Source organism: Mesorhizobium sp. P3_A8 (assembly GCF_056402995.1).
This window is the reverse complement of record NZ_JBFUGI010000001.1, coordinates 29,121-44,406: the sequence shown is the minus strand read 5'-3', so window position 1 is coordinate 44,406 and position 15,286 is coordinate 29,121. Positions and strand designations below refer to the sequence as shown.

Genomic DNA, 15,286 nt, shown 5'->3' with positions numbered 1-15,286 from the left:
CTGCGCCGCAACATGTCGAAACGCATGCTTGAAATCGTTGAGAAATGACCGCCGGATGGTTCTCCGGCAGCCGCTCAGTCCGCCTCGCCGATGACGTTGGTCTGTGGCGTCACCGGCCGGACCGGCGGCGCGGGCGGCAGCAAGGCGCGTATGTCGGCGAAGGGAAATGTCGGCTCGAAGCGAAAAGCCTCGGCCAGAGAACCGGGGACAGCGTTGCATTGACCGGCGCGAAATTCATTCTGAATGCGCGCCCTGTCGACATATTGCTCCGGCCGTTGCGAGCGGTGCGCGCGGATCGCCTGCGTCTTGATATCCCGGTAGGCTGATATGTCGACATAGTGCGTCGGCGAGAATCCGGTGCCGCCCATCGTGTCGGCATGCAGCACCGGAACCGCGAACGAGGCCGCGATGCGCACGCCGTCCGACAGTGCGCGGTGGTCGGCGTGATAGTCGTTGGGCGCATGCGTGATCACCAGATCCGGTCCGGTCTCGCGGATCAGCGTTTTCAGCGCGCCGATCAGCGCGGCATCGGCGACCAGCTCGCCATCGGGAAAGTCGAGGAAGCGTGGCGCAGCACCTAGCAGCGCCGCAGCGGCCGTTGCTTCGTCGCGACGGACACGGGCGAGAGCCGTGGCATCACTCTTGCCGCCCCTGGCGCCATCCGTGGCCACGGCAAAAGTCAGTTCTGCGCCTTGCGCCGCATAGGCGGCCATCGTACCGAACATGAAGATCTCGATGTCGTCCGGATGCGCACCGAGCGCCAGTATTTTCAACCACTCTCTCCCCGGAAATGAAAAACGTGACGAACGGAATTCTGCTCGCCCTGATTGCCTATGCAAGCTATTCGGGCAGCGATGCCGTTATCAAGAGCCTGGGCGGACAGTTCACCGTCTTCGAGATCGGCTTCTTCGCCACCTTGTTTGCCGGTTTTTTCCTGTTCTTCACTCGCCCGGCGGGTGAACGCTGGCGCGATTTCTGGCGCATGAAGCGGCCATGGGCGGTGCAGGCTCGCGCCTGGGCCGGCATCGCGTCAGGCGTGCTCAGCGTCTATGCCTTCACCCACATTCCGCTGGCCGAAGTCTACGCTTTGATCTTTCTGGCGCCCTTGCTGGTCACCATCCTGTCCACCGTCATCCTGAAGGAAAAGGTCGGTCCCTGGCGATGGTTGGCCGTGTTTGCCGGTTTTGCCGGCGTGATGCTGGTGGTGCGGCCGGGTTTTCGTGAATTGAACCTCGGCCATTTGGCCGCCTTCGTGAACGCTTTCCTCGCCGCGACCAGCGTCATCCTGCTGCGGTCGCTCGCGCAACAGGAGAAGCGCACGTCGATGCTCGGCGTGCTTGTCGGCTATGGCCTGCTGTTCAACGGGGTCGGCACCGCCGCCACCGCGTTCACCTTGCCGAATGCCATGCAGCTTGTCTGGCTGGCGATGGCGGGCGCCTTCACCGCGGGCGGACAATTCATGCAGCTGCTCGCCGCCAAATACGCTCCCGCCAACCGCATCGCGCCGACGCATTATTCGCAGATCGTCTGGGCGGGGATCCTCGGCGCGCTGTTCTTCAAGGAATACCCCGACTGGCTGTCGCTCGTCGGCCTCGCGATCGTCGGTGGGGCCGGCCTGCTGACCATGGTGCGCGAGGAGGTACGGCTCGGCACCGTGCGCTGGAACCCGTTTTCGCGGACCAGGCTATAGGGGTCGCGCGGTTGCACGGTGACCGTGACCGCTGATATGCGGACGCGATGACGACAAGATCACTGCCGGAGCTTCCGGTATCCGCCGTGCTGCCGGCGCTGGGCGCAGCGCTCGGCGCCGGCAACAGCGCGATGCTGGTGGCGCCGCCCGGCGCCGGCAAGACGACGCTGGTGCCTCTGGCACTGCTCGATGCGCCGTGGCTGGGTGCGGGCAAGATCGTTCTGCTCGAGCCGCGCCGGCTCGCCGCCCGTGCCGCCGCGCGCCGCATGGCGCAATTGCTGGATGAGGAGCCCGGCGCCACGGTCGGCTACGCCATGCGCATGGAAAACCGCACCTCGGCCAAGACGCGGATATTGGTCGTCACCGAGGGCGTGCTGGCGCGCATGATCCTCGACGATCCCGAACTGCCCGGTGTTTCGGCGGTCATTTTCGACGAGTTTCACGAGCGTTCGCTCGACGGCGATTTCGGTCTGGCCCTGGCGCTCGACGTGCAGGGCGCACTGCGGCCGGATCTGCGTCTGCTGGTGATGTCGGCGACGCTCGACGGTGCCCGCGTCGCCAAGCTCCTGTCGGGCGCGCCGGTGATCGAAAGCGAGGGCCGCGCCTTCCCCATAGACATCCGTTACGACGAACGTCCGGCCGGTGTTCCGATCGAGGATGCGATGGCCAAGGCGATCCGCGCCGCCCTTGCCGACGAGAGCGGCAGCGTGCTCGCCTTCCTGCCCGGCCAGCGCGAAATCGAGCGCACCGCCGAACGGCTGGCCGGCAAGGTCGGCGCCGACACCGACATCGTCCCGCTCTATGGCATGCTCGACGGCAAGGCGCAGGACGCCGCGATCAAGCCGGCGCCGGCGGGACGCCGCAAGGTGGTGCTGGCGACCTCGATTGCCGAGACCTCCATCACCATCGACGGCGTACGTGTCGTCATCGATTCCGGCCTGTCGCGCCTGCCGCGCTTCGAGCCGGCCAGTGGCCTGACGCGGCTGGAAACCGTGCGGGTCAGCAGGGCCTCGGCCGACCAGCGTGCCGGCCGCGCCGGACGCACGCAACCGGGCGTCGCTGTCCGCCTGTGGCGCGCCGAGCAGACATCAGCACTTCCCGCCTTCACGCCGCCGGAAATCCTCGAAGCGGATCTCTCCGGCCTGCTGCTCGACTGCGCCGCCTTCGGCGTCGCCGATCCCACGGCGCTCGCCTTTCTCGATCCGCCGCCGGCCCCGGCCCTCAACGAGGCAAGGGCGCTGCTGCGTGCGCTCCATGCCATCGACGATGCCGGGCGCCTGACCGAAGCGGGCATGGCGATGCGCAAGCTCGCGCTGCCGGTGCGGCTGGCGCATATGGTCGCCGAGGCTGCCAGGAGCGGCCATGCTTTCGAGGCGGCCATGCTCGCCGTGTTGCTCACAGAACGCGGCCTTGGCGGCGACGGCGCCGACCTCGAACGGCGGCTGATGCGCTTTCGCGGGGAAAGATCGCCGCGCGCCACCGCCGCGCGGCAATTGGCTGAGAGGCTGGCAAGGCAGGTGGGCGGCACAAAAAACAGCGAAGCTGTACCTGCCGGTCCTTTGCTCATCCACGCCTGGCCGGATCGCGTCGCTAAGGCACGTGGCGAGCGCGGGCGCTTCGTGCTGGCCAATGGTTCCGGCGCTATGCTCGATGCCGGCGACCCGCTGGCGGGCGAGCCGTTTCTGGTCGTCGCCGACCTGCAGGGCAAGGCGCAGAATGCCCGCATAGCGGCCGCCGCGGCCATCGGCGAGGACGACATCCGCGCCACGCTGGCCGACCGGATCGAAACACGCCGGCAAACGAGCTTCGACCGCGAGCGCCGCGCCGTGCGCGTGCGTGAAACCGTGCGCCTCGGCGCCATCACGCTCGCTGAACGCATGCTGCCGGCGCCTTCCGGCGCCGAGGCCGACCGCGCCATCCTTGACGCCTTGCGGGATCACGGGCTGTCGCTGCTGACCTGGAGCAAGGAGGCCGAGACGCTGCGCCAGCGGCTCTCCTGGCTGCATCGTGGCCTTGGGTCGCCGTGGCCCGATATGTCGGATGCCGTCCTTATTGAGCGCCTCGACGACTGGCTGCTGCCCTTCTTGTCGGGTGCGGCTTCGTTTGCCGCCATCGATCCCGGCATTGTCTCGGCCAGCATGGCCTCGCTCGTGCCGCACGATCTGCAGCGTAAGGTCGATGCGCTGGCGCCGACCCATTTCGACGCCCCGTCGGGCAGCCACGTGCCGATCCGCTATGACGGCGAATGGCCGGTGCTGGCGGTTCGCGTGCAGGAGCTGTTCGGGCTCGACCGCCATCCCTCGATCGCCAATGGCACGGTGCCGCTGACGCTCGAACTGTTGTCGCCGGCGCACCGGCCGATCCAGACCACGCGCGACCTGCCCGGCTTCTGGCGCGGCTCCTGGGCAGATGTACGCGCCGACATGCGCGGCCGCTATCCCAAGCATGTCTGGCCGGAAAACCCCCTGCTTGCCCAGGCCACCGCTCGCGCAAAACCGCGCGGGACCTAGCCTTGGGCGCTTTGCAGCTGTAATCCATGGCCATGATCAACGTTTTGCGTTCCCCCGATTTCCAGCAGAGCCAGAGACTGCGCCTCAACACGCTGATCCGGCTGCGCTGGCTGGCCATTGTCGGCCAGAGCGTAACGGTGCTCGTCGTCGCCTATGGCCTGAAATTCCCGCTGCCGGTCAGCCTGTGCTTCGCTCTGATCGCCTGTTCGGCCTGGATGAACCTGTTCCTGGCTTTCCGCTTTCCGGCCGCGCACCGGCTCACCCCGTTCGCCGCCTTCGGCATCCTGATCTTCGACAGCCTGCAGCTTGCCGGCCTGCTCTACATGACCGGCGGTCTGACCAATCCGTTTTCGCTGCTGATGACCGTGCCCGTCGTCATTTCGGCGACGTCGCTGCCGCTGCGCCTGACCTCCATTCTCGGCGGGCTGGTGATGATAGCGGCGACCTTGCTGGTGTTCATCCATCTGCCATTGCCCTGGTATGAAGGCGCGCCGCTGGCGATGCCCTTCATCTATGTCGCCGGCATGTGGATGGCGGTGCTCTCCTCGATCGCCTTCACGGCCATCTATGCCTTCCGGGTGGCGGCCGAAGCGCGGCTTCTGGCCAATGCGCTTGCCGCCACCGAACTGGTGCTGCAGCGCGAACAGCACCTTTCGGCGCTCGACGGCCTGGCGGCGGCGGCGGCGCACGAGCTTGGCACGCCGCTTGCCACCATCACGCTCGTCGCCAAGGAAATGGAAAAGGCGCTTGGCAGCGATCCGAAATACGGCGAGGACGTGAAGTTGCTGCGCTCGCAAAGCGAACGCTGCCGCGAAATCCTCAAACGCCTGACCAGCTTGTCGTCGGAGGGCGAGGCGCATCTGTCCCGCTTGCCGCTGACCTCGCTGGTCGAGGAGGTCACCGCGCCGCATCGCGACTTCGGCATCTCGATCAAGCTTCGCGCGGGCGAGCGCATCGGGCCGGAACCGGTCGGGCGCCGCAATCCGGGCGTCATCTATGGACTTGGCAATCTGGTCGAGAACGCCGTCGATTTCGCCCGCAAGAGCGTCACCGTGCGCTGGAGCTGGGACGAGGCGGCCGTGACCTTCTCGATTATCGACGACGGGCCTGGTTTTCCGCCCGAGATCATCGACCGCATCGGCGAGCCCTATATGTCGACGCGCCAGGGCAATGAAGCCGGCGGCGGCCTGGGGCTTGGCCTGTTCATTGCCAAGACGCTGCTCGAACGCTCGGGCGCCACGCTCGATTTCCGCAATTCGAGCGGCCTGGGCGAGGGCGCCGTGGTGCAGATTTCGTGGCCGAGAACGGTCTTCCTGAACCCGGAAACCGCCCCGGCCACGATGTTTGACATTGCGTAAATTGGACAATAGCGGCGCAAAACTATATCTGCGTAAAATTAAGGCAGCAGGAATTTCGAGACGATGACAGGCGATGAAAATATTGGCGCAATGGTTGAAGGCGAGGACACCTCGCTTCTGATCGTCGATGACGACAAGCCGTTCCTCACTCGTCTGGCCCGCGCCATGGAAACCAGGGGCTTCGTGGTCGAGACCGCCGAGAGCGTCGAGGAGGCTGTGGGCAAGGCCCGCGCCAACCCGCCGGCCTATGCCGTGGTCGACATGCGGCTTGGTGACGGCAACGGCCTCGACGTCGTCGCCGCCATTCGCGAGAAGCGCGAGGACTCCCGCACCATCATCCTGACCGGCTATGGCAACATCGCCACCGCGGTGACCGCGGTGAAGCTCGGCGCCGTCGACTATCTGTCGAAGCCGGCCGATGCCGACGACATCTTCGCCGCACTGACCCGCACCTCGGGCGAGCGCGCCGCACCGCCGGAAAACCCGATGTCGGCCGACCGCGTGCGCTGGGAGCACATCCAGCGCGTCTACGAAATGTGCGAGCGCAACGTCTCCGAAACCGCGCGCCGGCTCAACATGCACCGCCGCACGCTGCAGCGGATCCTGGCCAAGCGCGCGCCGCGCTGAGACCGAGCAGCGGAGGCGACATGCAGGATCTGAAACAGCGGCCGGTTTCCGTCTTCCGCGAATTTCTCGACAGCGAAGCGGCCGGCGGCATCATCCTGATGGTGGCGGCGGCAGTGGCGCTGATCGTCGCCAATTCGCCGCTCGCCGAAACCTATTTCTCCGTTCTCCATGCCTATCTCGGCCCGCTCAGCGTCTCGCACTGGGTCAATGACGGGCTGATGGCGGTGTTCTTCCTGCTCGTCGGGCTGGAGATCAAGCGCGAGATGCTGGACGGCCAGCTTTCGACCTGGCCGCGCCGGGTCCTGCCCGGTGTCGCGGCGGCCGGCGGCATGGTGGTTCCGGCGCTGGTCTATGTCTTGATCAACCGCAACAATGGGCCGGCCTTATCCGGCTGGGCGATCCCGACCGCCACCGACATCGCCTTCGCGCTTGGAGTGCTGTCGCTGCTCGGCAGTCGCGTGCCGGCTTCGCTAAAGGTTTTTCTGACCGCGCTTGCCATCATCGACGACCTCGGCGCCGTCATCATCATCGCCATCTTTTACACCAGCGGCCTGTCGCTGGCCTATCTCGGCGCCGCCTTCGCCGTCATTGCGGTGCTCATCGTGCTCAACCGCATGCGGGTGATGACATTGGTGCCCTATCTCGTGCTTGGCGCCATCCTGTGGGTCTTGGTGCTGAAATCGGGCGTCCATGCCACGCTTGCCGGTGTCGCGCTGGCGCTGACCATTCCGCTCGAACGCTCCGCCGGGATTGGCCACGACCTCGACCACTCGCCGCTGCACCGGCTCGAGCATGGCCTGCACAAGATCGTGCCGTTCTTCGTCATTCCGATCTTCGGCTTTGCCAATGCCGGCGTTTCGCTCGCCGGCCTGAGCTTCGGCGCGCTGATCGAGCCGTTGACGCTGGGCGTCGCCGCCGGCCTCGTGGTCGGCAAGCTGGTCGGCGTGTTCGGCTCCTCCGCACTTGCAATCCGGCTCGGCCTGGCCGACCTGCCGGCTCATGCCGGCTGGTCGCACATGGTCGGCATCTCGCTGCTCTGCGGCATCGGCTTCACCATGAGCCTGTTCATCGGCCTGCTCGCCTTCGCCAGCGATGTCGCCCTGCAGGATGCGGTCAAGGTCGGCATCCTCGCCGGCTCCTTCATCGCCGCCATTCTTGGCGCCGCCGTGCTGCTGATGGCGCCGGCCGCGGGTGGGGTGGAAGAAGAGACGGAGTAGGGGCGCGATTCGTGGCTCTTGGATTCCTCACCCCCGCAAAGCGGGGGAGAGGTGGCCCGGCGAAGCCGGGACGGAGAGGGGGACGCCCTCCGTGAAGCCAGAGCACAATGAAAGAGGGGGCGCTTGTCAGCTCCCTGATGCGACAATCTCAGATGCCGCGCCAGCCCCTCTCCGTCCCGGCTTCGCCGGGCCACCTCTCCCCACTGCGTGGGGCGAGGAATCCGGGTTTTTCGAACTACTCGCTCTCCCCCTCCAGCGCAGGCACCGACACACCGGCCAGTTCCGCCGCCAGCAGCCGCGAGGCACCGGCCCGGGCGATACGCAGCATCAGCGCCTTGCGCGTCGCCGCCGCCATGCGATGCTCCGGCGCGTCGCGCAGGATCTCGGCGCCGTAGCCATCGGAGAGAATGAAGCCGCACTCTTCCGGGAAGATGTCCGCCGGCACGCCGGGATGGGTGGCGAAGAAGAAGCGGTCGGAATGCAGTCGGTAGTCGGGCCATTTGCGGTCGACCCGGAAATCCTCGATCGAGGATTTGATCTCGATGATCCAGATGTCGCCCTGCCGGGTCAGCGCCACGAGGTCGGCGCGGCGGCCGGTGGCCAGCGACAATTCAGGCAGCACATGCGCGCCCATTTCCATGAGCAGCCGCTGCACGCCGCGCCGCACCAGCATGGCGCGTTCCGACTGGCGGCCGTCGATAAGGGGATTGATTGCGATGGGGGAAATGATCGGCATGACAGCCACCATGCCAGATTCTGTTCACGGTTTGAACCCCTTTGCGACGGGCGATTATATATTTGACAGACCCAAACGACTATGCGATAACGAATCCAAGGAGTTATCGCTATGTCCGTCCTGTCCCGCCCCTACTTCCACGATGAAGCCGCCGCCTTCGAACATGTCGAGGGTATGCTTTGGCCGCAGGGTCCGGTGTGCCACCATTGCGGCTCGATGGAAAAGCACTACGCATTGAAGGGCGGTCGCACGAAGGCTTCCAAGAAGAACCCTCACGGCGTCGAAATCCATGGCCTCTACAAGTGCTCGGATTGCCGCAAGAAGTTCACGGTTCGCATGGGCACGATATTCGAGGAAAGCCATTTGCCGCTGCACAAGTGGTTGCAGGCTATCCATCTTATGTGCTCGTCCAAGAAGGGTATCAGCGCCCACCAGATGCACCGCGTCTTGGAAGTCACCTACAAGACCGCTTGGTTTCTCTGCCATCGCATTCGCGAGGCCATGCGCTCTGGCGACTTCTCGCCCATGGGTGGCAATGGCAAGACCGTTGAGGTTGACGAAACCTACATTGGCCGTCTGGCTGGCACCCCGGTCAAGACCGGTGGCGGCTCGCATAAGAACACCGTTGTTACGCTTGTCGAACGCGGTGGCCGCGCTCGTTCCTTCCATGTCGATACTGCCCGCATTGGAACGGTTATGCCTATCGTCCGCGCCAACATCGCCAAGGAAAGCGCCTTGATGACGGATGAAGCTGGCATGTACCGCCGCGTGGGCCAGGAATTCGCGTCGCACGATGTCGTCACGCATTCCAAGGACGAATACGTTCGCTACGATGGCGAAAAGACCATCCACACGAATACCGTCGAGGGCTATTACAGCATCTTCAAGCGCGGCATGAAGGGCGTTTACCAGCATTGCGCCGAACACCATCTGCACCGCTATCTGGCAGAGTTCGACTTCCGCTATTCGAACCGCTCGGCCATGGGAATTGAAGACAACGTTCGTTCGCTCATCGCCTTGAAGGGTACCAAGGGTAAGCGCCTGACCTATCATGGGCCTCATCACAGCGAAGCATGACCACTACCGGAAGCCGGTCCAGTTGCAGCTACCCCTTTGGAAAGGTCAACCGTTTCGGAAACGGAATAAGCGTTGAGTCTTAAGGCGGTTTCGCCTATATTTAGGGCCTCCCTCGGCCCGAAACCCCTGCCAAGTGTAGGGAACCCGTCCAAGACGGAGGCGAAAGCTAGGGCCGGGGGACGCCTCTCATCTGCCTGTGCCAAATAGTGAATTTCCCCTTCACCGCCGTATCGCGCGCTGGGTCTAATACGCGCGCCTTGTCCAGAATGTAGTCAGACAGCCAGCACTTGGCTGGAGACGCGCCAGCGACCTTCCTATGGCCATTGAGATGGAAAGCCACCGCGCCAATTAGGAGGTCCGTCAACTGCAACAACGGCTCATCGTGCGAGCCTCGAAAGTGGAGTCTCCTAAACGGCCAATCCCGCTGATCGCCCTTCTTTTTGATGCCTCGATTCAGCATCAAACGGATTTCATCTAGCGGGGTATTTGTCTCGCGCTTGTCCGGGTAGACGTGGAAAAGGCAGTCGCCATAGAGCCGGCCAAATTTCATAAGGAGCTGGTAGATTTCCTTGTTGAAGCCAATCTCACGGTTGCCGCTGTTGAAGGCATGTTCATTCCGGCGCGCCATTTCGACAACCAGGCAATGGAATTCGACAGGGCCGCCATACCATTCGCCAATGAAAAACTGATCCACAATCTGCTGGTAGGCTTCAAGTTTCGCCAACGAGACTTTGGTCCACTTCAACTCAGAGCCGGGCAACTCCTTGCGGCGGATGAATTTGCACGCAACGTTCAAAGCCTCGGCCACACGGCGCGGCGCTATGATGCCGCCAAGCACCAAGAACCGGTGCTGGTTCTGGCTGCTTTCGTCGATGTAGATATTTCTGATAAGGTCGTCGTCCGGAGACTGCATAGGAGGCCGTAATGGCTACTGAGTCGCAAGAGAAACAACAGTATCAGAAATTCAAGGAAGCCGCCCACGATCTGGAGACAGACCAGTCTGAGGAAGCCTTTGATCGCGTGTTGAAGAAGGTAGTCACGGCAACCCATGGACTGAAGGTCTGCCCTGAATGCCAGCACGTCTTTCAGGGCAATGGATGGGACGGGATAGATGCTCATTGGAAGTCGAAGCACGACAGCATCATGCCGTACGCTGAAGCTTGGCCGCTGATCAAAGCTGGCAAATACACCAAGTAGCGTCCCTCCCAGTCGCGCGGGAGGGAYGGCACCAGGACCATGATCTAAGCGGCAGCTAGAAGCTGGTATCCATCATCATTGCTGTGCTGAATTTGGATCGGCTGCGGCTTCAGAGTGTGCACACTCCGGCGCGACAATTCATCCATGCCAGCTCCAGAAGCCAAATCGAGTTTTTCAATCGCCAGACGCCGGATGATCGTCTCCGCCGACCCGTCAATTACAAACTCGCCTCGCTCCCACCGTCCAACCGACTGCTTGTCGTGGTGAACAAGCATTGCAAGCTCAGATTGAGTATACCCCATTTCTGTTCTCAGGAAACGGAGTTCATCAGGGCTTATCCCGTGCTCATGCGAGATGATGCCAAGAGCGATCACGCGGTGAAGCTCATTGACAGCCGGGATAGTGATGACTTCGTCACCTTCATCGTCGTTTACGAATTCAAGACCGCTAATGAAAACGTTCTTCAGCCCGCATTCGGTGTAGTGGTGGCTATTCATCGTATTCTCCATTCAACGTACCTGCGCGGGTAGACGGTTCGTCGACCCACATAACACTAACAATCTTTAGGAAGGTGCCGGTCTTCTCAGGAACGACTATCACTCTCAGAGTTCGGCTATTGCCGTTGGGGCAAAGACCTTCCATCGCATATTTTTTGTACGCCGGTCGCGTACTCTCCATTGGCTCCATATGCACAAAGCCGTTTTTGAGGACGTACAACACGTCACCCATGATGATGTTGCGCTCGGCCATCCGCTCAATTGCATGGCGCTTATAGGAAATCGTAAGCGCTTTCGAGCGGGCGATTGTGCGGATCTCGTCCGTTGCTTGCCCTTTTGGCCAATCACAACCACGACCCACAACGCCCCCGCGCCCCTTTGGTTTCACGTCAGGTATATCACTATGATACATTTTAAAAGTAGTCCTTTCGTTAAAAATTCGTAATGTGGTAAAAAATCCATCCCACGAGAAAGGGCGCCCTGGGAGGTAAGGGCGCCCTTTTTAATCACTTCTTGATGTGCGTTACGATATGCGTGCTCGGCTTGCGAACCGCAGTCGAAACAGTCGTGAACCGACCCGAGACCGCACTGCGGCCAACGGTAAACGTCTTCTTGCTCATGCTCATCACCTCCTTTCCGGAGCACGTGCTCCTAGGGAGACGGGGTGAATCACATGCGCTTATGTATCACCATGATACTTTCTTTGTCAACAATTCCCGGTGCCGGGCAGTGTCTCAGTTTGAATTCCGCCCGAGCCATTCCCCTACGGCTGGGTAGCGTCGGACTTCGGATCAAAATCAGGATTGATCGGCGCTGTGTCGGCGCGCTGTATGATCTGGACGAGCCGTTCCATGCGCCATGTCATGCCCGTTCTTAGAGCTTCATTCGGCTTGCCTGCGGACGAATAGATAACCGAGGTTCCTACGTGATTGTTCAGCAGGGCTGCCTCACCCGCACCAAGAGCGGCTTCAATGAAGTCCGATGCTTTGTTGAGGAGTAAGTTCATGTTGGCTTCTAAGGCTGTAGCATCATCCGTGGTGGCGCATTGCGCGGTTAGCTCTCTGGCTTCCTCCAGAAATTTGCCCAATCGGTTCTTGATTACTATCCGCCGTCGATCGACGCCGCGCGTGTCCAGCTTTGCAAGCTGTGCCTGGTCCTCTTTCCAGATTTGAAACGGAACCGTGAAAAGGCGCAGCAACAAGACCGCGCCGAAAATCCAGACTGGAATTTCCCAGATGTAGGCATCCATCAGCTTGCCCACGTCTGGTCTGTAGTGGGTAACAATCTGCCCGATAATGCCGATGAAGCCAGCCCAAAAGTCCGTGGCGTTTGGCGCTGACCAAACGACGCCCTTGAACCATTTCCAGTAAAAATCCCGACCTTGCCCCATGCGCGATTCATAGCAGAACCGCCCGGATTCGCCACGGGTCTGTCAAATATATAATCGCCTTGCGACGGGCAATTATCGGTTTGACTAATCCGGCCATTGACGTGATAGCGCCGGCGCGACTTATCTAATGGGCAAATTGAGGCTCGCCGACATTGCACAAGGTTCTACTCGTCTCGTCCTATTTTATCTTGGGGGTCGGCATCTTCTTCGCGATGAGGCTGGCCGGTCTGGGCCCCTTCTGGAACTCCCTGGTGGTCGCAGCCATCGTCGCATTCGAAACGCGGTTCCGTTGGATGAAGTATTTAGCCAGTCGCTTCCGTAGTGGCCCTTAGTTCACGGTCCCGGGGTATTGCACTGGATGAACGGCGCATCCTTTGGCGGGCGCTACCCAGCCGTAGGGAAACGGGGATGCATCATTTGCTGCGTGGTGCCAGTGCGAATTTAATCGCTAAGGCAGTTCCATGTATGACGGTAACGACGGCCACGAGAATCGCGATCTGCCAATACCAAGCGTAGGGGAACGGTTGGCGACAAAGATAGCCGTAAAAATTGAAACCGTCCGGATAAGCCGACCCATCCACGCCTCCCTTCCTAGAGAATGCGCGTGGAGCCCCGTAGACGCCAAATCACAAGCGCGATACTGACGGCGACCCAGCGCCAAGCCAGCGGATGAACAACACACCCTTTCCGGTGACCCCCACCAGCTCTCACTGGCGCAAGGAAAGTAGAAACATCTGAGGCCATTGGGTCTGACAACCCTACGACCGAATGGCGGCCCGTAGGGAATCAGCAGGAGAGAAGTCGGGTTTATCCAGTGGAACGCTACGGGACCGGAGTGCCCCCCCCTACGGCTGGGGATCAGCGCGATTCACCCTGGCGAACTCTTTGTTTTTCGAGGAACCGCTTGGCGTGTTCGCCCCACTCCGCAGCCGTTGTTTTGTGCTCTCGAACGTATGTTTCGAAAGCCTTGCGCAGAGCGTCAAGGTCCAAAGCCCAAAGCCGCTCGCCTTTGTCGTCGTTCAACATTGCGTCACCAAGCCCCCCGGGTGACGGTATGCCCTTCAAATCAAGCCTTCAAGAACCGGTCCTGACTTCTTTTGGGTGTATCGGTCTGTCAAATATACAATCGCCTTCGATAGGTGACCGCAGGAACTGTTGCCAGCAGGAATGAAATCGACTTCATCGGGTGGAACGGCGCAGGGCAGGTGCTGCCTTCACAACTGAGCAGTCCGGTGACGGGACTTCAGTCTTAATTGAGCTATTCCTAATATGCATATAGCCTTGGCCGCGCGGGAGACGATCCCAAAAGCCTGACCCGCAACGACCCGGCACGACCCCATGTCCCCCCCGACTGAGCGTGCCGGGTCGTTCCTACAAGGTGCCTGGCAGGGCGCGAGCGCTCACGCGACAATGGTTTGTCAAATGTACAGACCGGCCCGGCCTGAAGCTGTCTTCCGTGATCGCGCAATATCCGGCTGAGTGCAGTCTGGTATTGATCCTTTGCAGAGTGGCCCTATGTCGTGCCCATCAAGTTCCGTTCTTGTTGGAGAATGGCAGGACTAAGGTCTTGCGTGCCGAGCGCAAAGGTCTGAGGGGACCGTTTAGGTTCCGTTAATGTCCATTGGACGTTCCGTTACTTTAGTTAGTCGGCATATAAAGGCTGACGTTGGGGAATATGGCTGGCGAAATGGCCGGCGCAGCTTGCTTTGGGTTTATAGGGGGGGCTGCACCGGCCATTGCGGGTGTGGGCTTTTGGGTGTGATTGTCCCCGCGTTGGTTAACCTACATGTATATTAGCAATCACGCAAATAAGACTGAAGTCCCTTGTTCCACCAGACCTGGCCGGACTTCCTCATAGTTTCGACTTCCGCCAGCCAGCCTTCCGAGCTTCCTGTTCCGAACAGAACCAGCGCTCGCCCTTCCACAGGCTGATCCGGGTCTCGGCGTAATATTGCTGTCCGGGAACGTGATAGATGCGCTCGCCCGTGTTGGTGCTGACGTTGCCCTTGATGGCGCAACCGACGAGAGGCGGCCCGGCCTTGACGGCAATCAGGCTGGCCAGGATGGCGATCGCCGCGGCGATCAATGTCCACGATATGGCGTTGCGCGAGGGACGCCAGCGACGACGACGCATGGCACGCTTTCGCCAGCGGTCGGAATGATTGTCGTAGCGAGACTTGTCCACTCCCCCTCCCGGCGGGAGAATGCGGCTGTTGTTAGGGCAAGTCTATAAGCTATGTCTAATTTAATGACGTGCGATCCCATCCATCGGATGGCGACCGACGGCACCCAATGCAGCGCCCGGGGGAAAGCCGCCTCGCTCGGCCCGCCCGAAATCCCTTGCTAGGGTCTCGCTGAAACGGCTCCACCGCCAGACGCCGCAGCCCCTGCCATGTCATCCAGGATCGGGCAGTCCGGTCTGTTGTCGCCATGGCAGGCATGGATCAGTTTCTGCAGGGTCGTGCGCATCGACTGCAGCTCGCGCACCTTTTCCTCGATCGCCGTGACATGGGCGGCGGCGATCTCGCGCACGTCGGCGCTGGCGCGGCCACGATCCTGGTAGAGCGCCATCAACTGGCGGCAATCATCGATGGAAAAGCCGAGGTTGCGCGCGCGGCGCAGGAAAGCCAGCCGGTGGATGTCGTCACCGGAATAATCGCGGTAGCCGTTAGCGGCGCGTACCGGCGCGATCAGGCCGATCTCCTCATAGTAGCGGATGGTCTTGGCCGGCAGGCCTGAACGATGGGCAGCGTCGCCGACATTCATGCTGATCCTCGATTCCAGGTAACCGTTTGATGTCGCCCCCATTGAATTTACTTCACAATCCAGGGAGGGCTGTTGCCGAAATGCCATAGTGATACGCTTACCCGCGGGTAAGGCCACGCATATAGGCATCGTGTGCTTGGCAAGCAAAGCAAATGCCAGCATGAATGATGGCAAGAAAGCGGTCGACTCGTGCCGCTGACCTTTGGGCGGGGCTCCGGATC

The 15,286-nt window shown here is 61.6% G+C and carries 16 protein-coding genes; 7 read left to right on the top strand and 9 right to left on the bottom strand.

Going from position 1 to position 15,286, the window contains the following annotated elements; genetic code table 11:
* Positions 1 to 74: 74 nt before the first annotated feature.
* Positions 75 to 773, bottom strand: coding sequence for a PIG-L deacetylase family protein (locus tag AC1DX4_RS00200; protein WP_477218405.1), 699 nt, complete (start codon positions 771 to 773; stop codon positions 75 to 77).
* 26 nt (positions 774 to 799) lie between these two features.
* Between AC1DX4_RS00200 and AC1DX4_RS00195 the strand changes: the two genes are divergently transcribed.
* The 5 genes from AC1DX4_RS00195 (at position 800) to nhaA (ending at position 7,402) form a co-directional block, all read left to right on the top strand.
* The gene (locus tag AC1DX4_RS00195) at positions 800 to 1,690 is read left to right on the top strand and encodes a DMT family transporter (protein WP_477218404.1); all 891 of its coding nucleotides are present in this window, start codon (positions 800 to 802) and stop codon (positions 1,688 to 1,690) included.
* A gap of 47 nt (positions 1,691 to 1,737) precedes the next feature.
* Positions 1,738 to 4,200 (top strand): ATP-dependent helicase HrpB, encoded by a 2,463-nt coding sequence (hrpB, locus tag AC1DX4_RS00190; protein WP_477218403.1) that lies wholly within the window; start codon positions 1,738 to 1,740, stop codon positions 4,198 to 4,200.
* Between the two features lie 26 nt (positions 4,201 to 4,226).
* Positions 4,227 to 5,558: an ActS/PrrB/RegB family redox-sensitive histidine kinase gene (locus AC1DX4_RS00185; protein ID WP_477218402.1), complete on the top strand. Its 1,332-nt coding sequence runs from the start codon at positions 4,227 to 4,229 to the stop codon at positions 5,556 to 5,558.
* A gap of 63 nt (positions 5,559 to 5,621) precedes the next feature.
* Positions 5,622 to 6,185: an ActR/PrrA/RegA family redox response regulator transcription factor gene (locus AC1DX4_RS00180; protein WP_010913121.1), complete on the top strand. Its 564-nt coding sequence runs from the start codon at positions 5,622 to 5,624 to the stop codon at positions 6,183 to 6,185.
* A gap of 20 nt (positions 6,186 to 6,205) precedes the next feature.
* Positions 6,206 to 7,402, top strand: coding sequence for a Na+/H+ antiporter NhaA (nhaA, locus tag AC1DX4_RS00175; RefSeq protein WP_477218401.1), 1,197 nt, complete (start codon positions 6,206 to 6,208; stop codon positions 7,400 to 7,402).
* A gap of 235 nt (positions 7,403 to 7,637) precedes the next feature.
* Here the strand turns inward: nhaA and AC1DX4_RS00170 are convergent, their stop codons facing one another.
* On the bottom strand, positions 7,638 to 8,138 hold the full coding sequence (locus AC1DX4_RS00170; RefSeq protein WP_477218400.1) for an MmcB family DNA repair protein: 501 nt from the start codon (positions 8,136 to 8,138) through the stop codon (positions 7,638 to 7,640).
* 111 nt (positions 8,139 to 8,249) lie between these two features.
* Between AC1DX4_RS00170 and AC1DX4_RS00165 the strand changes: the two genes are divergently transcribed.
* Complete coding sequence (locus AC1DX4_RS00165; protein ID WP_477218399.1) at positions 8,250 to 9,215, top strand: IS1595 family transposase; 966 nt, start codon at positions 8,250 to 8,252, stop codon at positions 9,213 to 9,215.
* A gap of 166 nt (positions 9,216 to 9,381) precedes the next feature.
* On the opposite strand, the gene AC1DX4_RS00160 is transcribed toward AC1DX4_RS00165, so the two are convergent.
* Positions 9,382 to 10,128: a DUF3800 domain-containing protein gene (locus AC1DX4_RS00160; RefSeq protein ID WP_477218398.1), complete on the bottom strand. Its 747-nt coding sequence runs from the start codon at positions 10,126 to 10,128 to the stop codon at positions 9,382 to 9,384.
* 11 nt (positions 10,129 to 10,139) lie between these two features.
* Between AC1DX4_RS00160 and AC1DX4_RS00155 the strand changes: the two genes are divergently transcribed.
* Entirely contained in the window at positions 10,140 to 10,412 is a 273-nt protein-coding gene (locus AC1DX4_RS00155; RefSeq protein ID WP_477218397.1) for a hypothetical protein, read from the top strand.
* Between the two features lie 44 nt (positions 10,413 to 10,456).
* On the opposite strand, the gene AC1DX4_RS00150 is transcribed toward AC1DX4_RS00155, so the two are convergent.
* The 6 genes from AC1DX4_RS00150 to cueR form a co-directional block, all read right to left on the bottom strand.
* On the bottom strand, positions 10,457 to 10,909 hold the full coding sequence (locus AC1DX4_RS00150) for a helix-turn-helix domain-containing protein (RefSeq protein ID WP_477218396.1): 453 nt from the start codon (positions 10,907 to 10,909) through the stop codon (positions 10,457 to 10,459).
* Complete coding sequence (locus AC1DX4_RS00145) at positions 10,902 to 11,321, bottom strand: DUF4258 domain-containing protein (RefSeq protein ID WP_477218395.1); 420 nt, start codon at positions 11,319 to 11,321, stop codon at positions 10,902 to 10,904. The genes AC1DX4_RS00150 and AC1DX4_RS00145 overlap by 8 nt, the downstream gene beginning before the upstream one ends.
* A 351-nt stretch (positions 11,322 to 11,672) precedes the next feature.
* Positions 11,673 to 12,299 (bottom strand): hypothetical protein, encoded by a 627-nt coding sequence (locus AC1DX4_RS00140; protein WP_477218394.1) that lies wholly within the window; start codon positions 12,297 to 12,299, stop codon positions 11,673 to 11,675.
* A gap of 858 nt (positions 12,300 to 13,157) precedes the next feature.
* Positions 13,158 to 13,325: a hypothetical protein gene (locus tag AC1DX4_RS00135; protein WP_477218393.1), complete on the bottom strand. Its 168-nt coding sequence runs from the start codon at positions 13,323 to 13,325 to the stop codon at positions 13,158 to 13,160.
* 826 nt (positions 13,326 to 14,151) lie between these two features.
* Positions 14,152 to 14,484 (bottom strand): sunset domain-containing protein, encoded by a 333-nt coding sequence (locus tag AC1DX4_RS00130; protein WP_477218392.1) that lies wholly within the window; start codon positions 14,482 to 14,484, stop codon positions 14,152 to 14,154.
* Positions 14,485 to 14,642: 158 nt separating this feature from the next.
* Positions 14,643 to 15,065, bottom strand: a complete 423-nt coding sequence (cueR, locus tag AC1DX4_RS00125; RefSeq protein WP_477218391.1) for a Cu(I)-responsive transcriptional regulator — start codon at positions 15,063 to 15,065, stop codon at positions 14,643 to 14,645.
* Positions 15,066 to 15,286 lie beyond the last annotated feature (221 nt).

What these genes read in the sequence shown, in the direction of transcription:
- AC1DX4_RS00170 (WP_477218400.1), bottom strand. Translation starts at nt 8,138, where the DNA reads ATGCCGATCATTTCCCCCATCGCAATCAATCCCCTTATCGACGGCCGC.
- AC1DX4_RS00185 (WP_477218402.1), top strand. Translation starts at nt 4,227, where the DNA reads ATGGCCATGATCAACGTTTTGCGTTCCCCCGATTTCCAGCAGAGCCAG.
- AC1DX4_RS00165 (WP_477218399.1), top strand. Translation starts at nt 8,250, where the DNA reads ATGTCCGTCCTGTCCCGCCCCTACTTCCACGATGAAGCCGCCGCCTTC.
- AC1DX4_RS00160 (WP_477218398.1), bottom strand. Translation starts at nt 10,128, where the DNA reads ATGCAGTCTCCGGACGACGACCTTATCAGAAATATCTACATCGACGAA.
- AC1DX4_RS00135 (WP_477218393.1), bottom strand. Translation starts at nt 13,325, where the DNA reads ATGTTGAACGACGACAAAGGCGAGCGGCTTTGGGCTTTGGACCTTGAC.
- AC1DX4_RS00140 (WP_477218394.1), bottom strand. Translation starts at nt 12,299, where the DNA reads ATGGGGCAAGGTCGGGATTTTTACTGGAAATGGTTCAAGGGCGTCGTT.
- AC1DX4_RS00180 (WP_010913121.1), top strand. Translation starts at nt 5,622, where the DNA reads ATGACAGGCGATGAAAATATTGGCGCAATGGTTGAAGGCGAGGACACC.
- nhaA (WP_477218401.1), top strand. Translation starts at nt 6,206, where the DNA reads ATGCAGGATCTGAAACAGCGGCCGGTTTCCGTCTTCCGCGAATTTCTC.
- AC1DX4_RS00155 (WP_477218397.1), top strand. Translation starts at nt 10,140, where the DNA reads ATGGCTACTGAGTCGCAAGAGAAACAACAGTATCAGAAATTCAAGGAA.
- cueR (WP_477218391.1), bottom strand. Translation starts at nt 15,065, where the DNA reads ATGAATGTCGGCGACGCTGCCCATCGTTCAGGCCTGCCGGCCAAGACC.
- AC1DX4_RS00145 (WP_477218395.1), bottom strand. Translation starts at nt 11,321, where the DNA reads ATGTATCATAGTGATATACCTGACGTGAAACCAAAGGGGCGCGGGGGC.
- hrpB (WP_477218403.1), top strand. Translation starts at nt 1,738, where the DNA reads ATGACGACAAGATCACTGCCGGAGCTTCCGGTATCCGCCGTGCTGCCG.
- AC1DX4_RS00150 (WP_477218396.1), bottom strand. Translation starts at nt 10,909, where the DNA reads ATGAATAGCCACCACTACACCGAATGCGGGCTGAAGAACGTTTTCATT.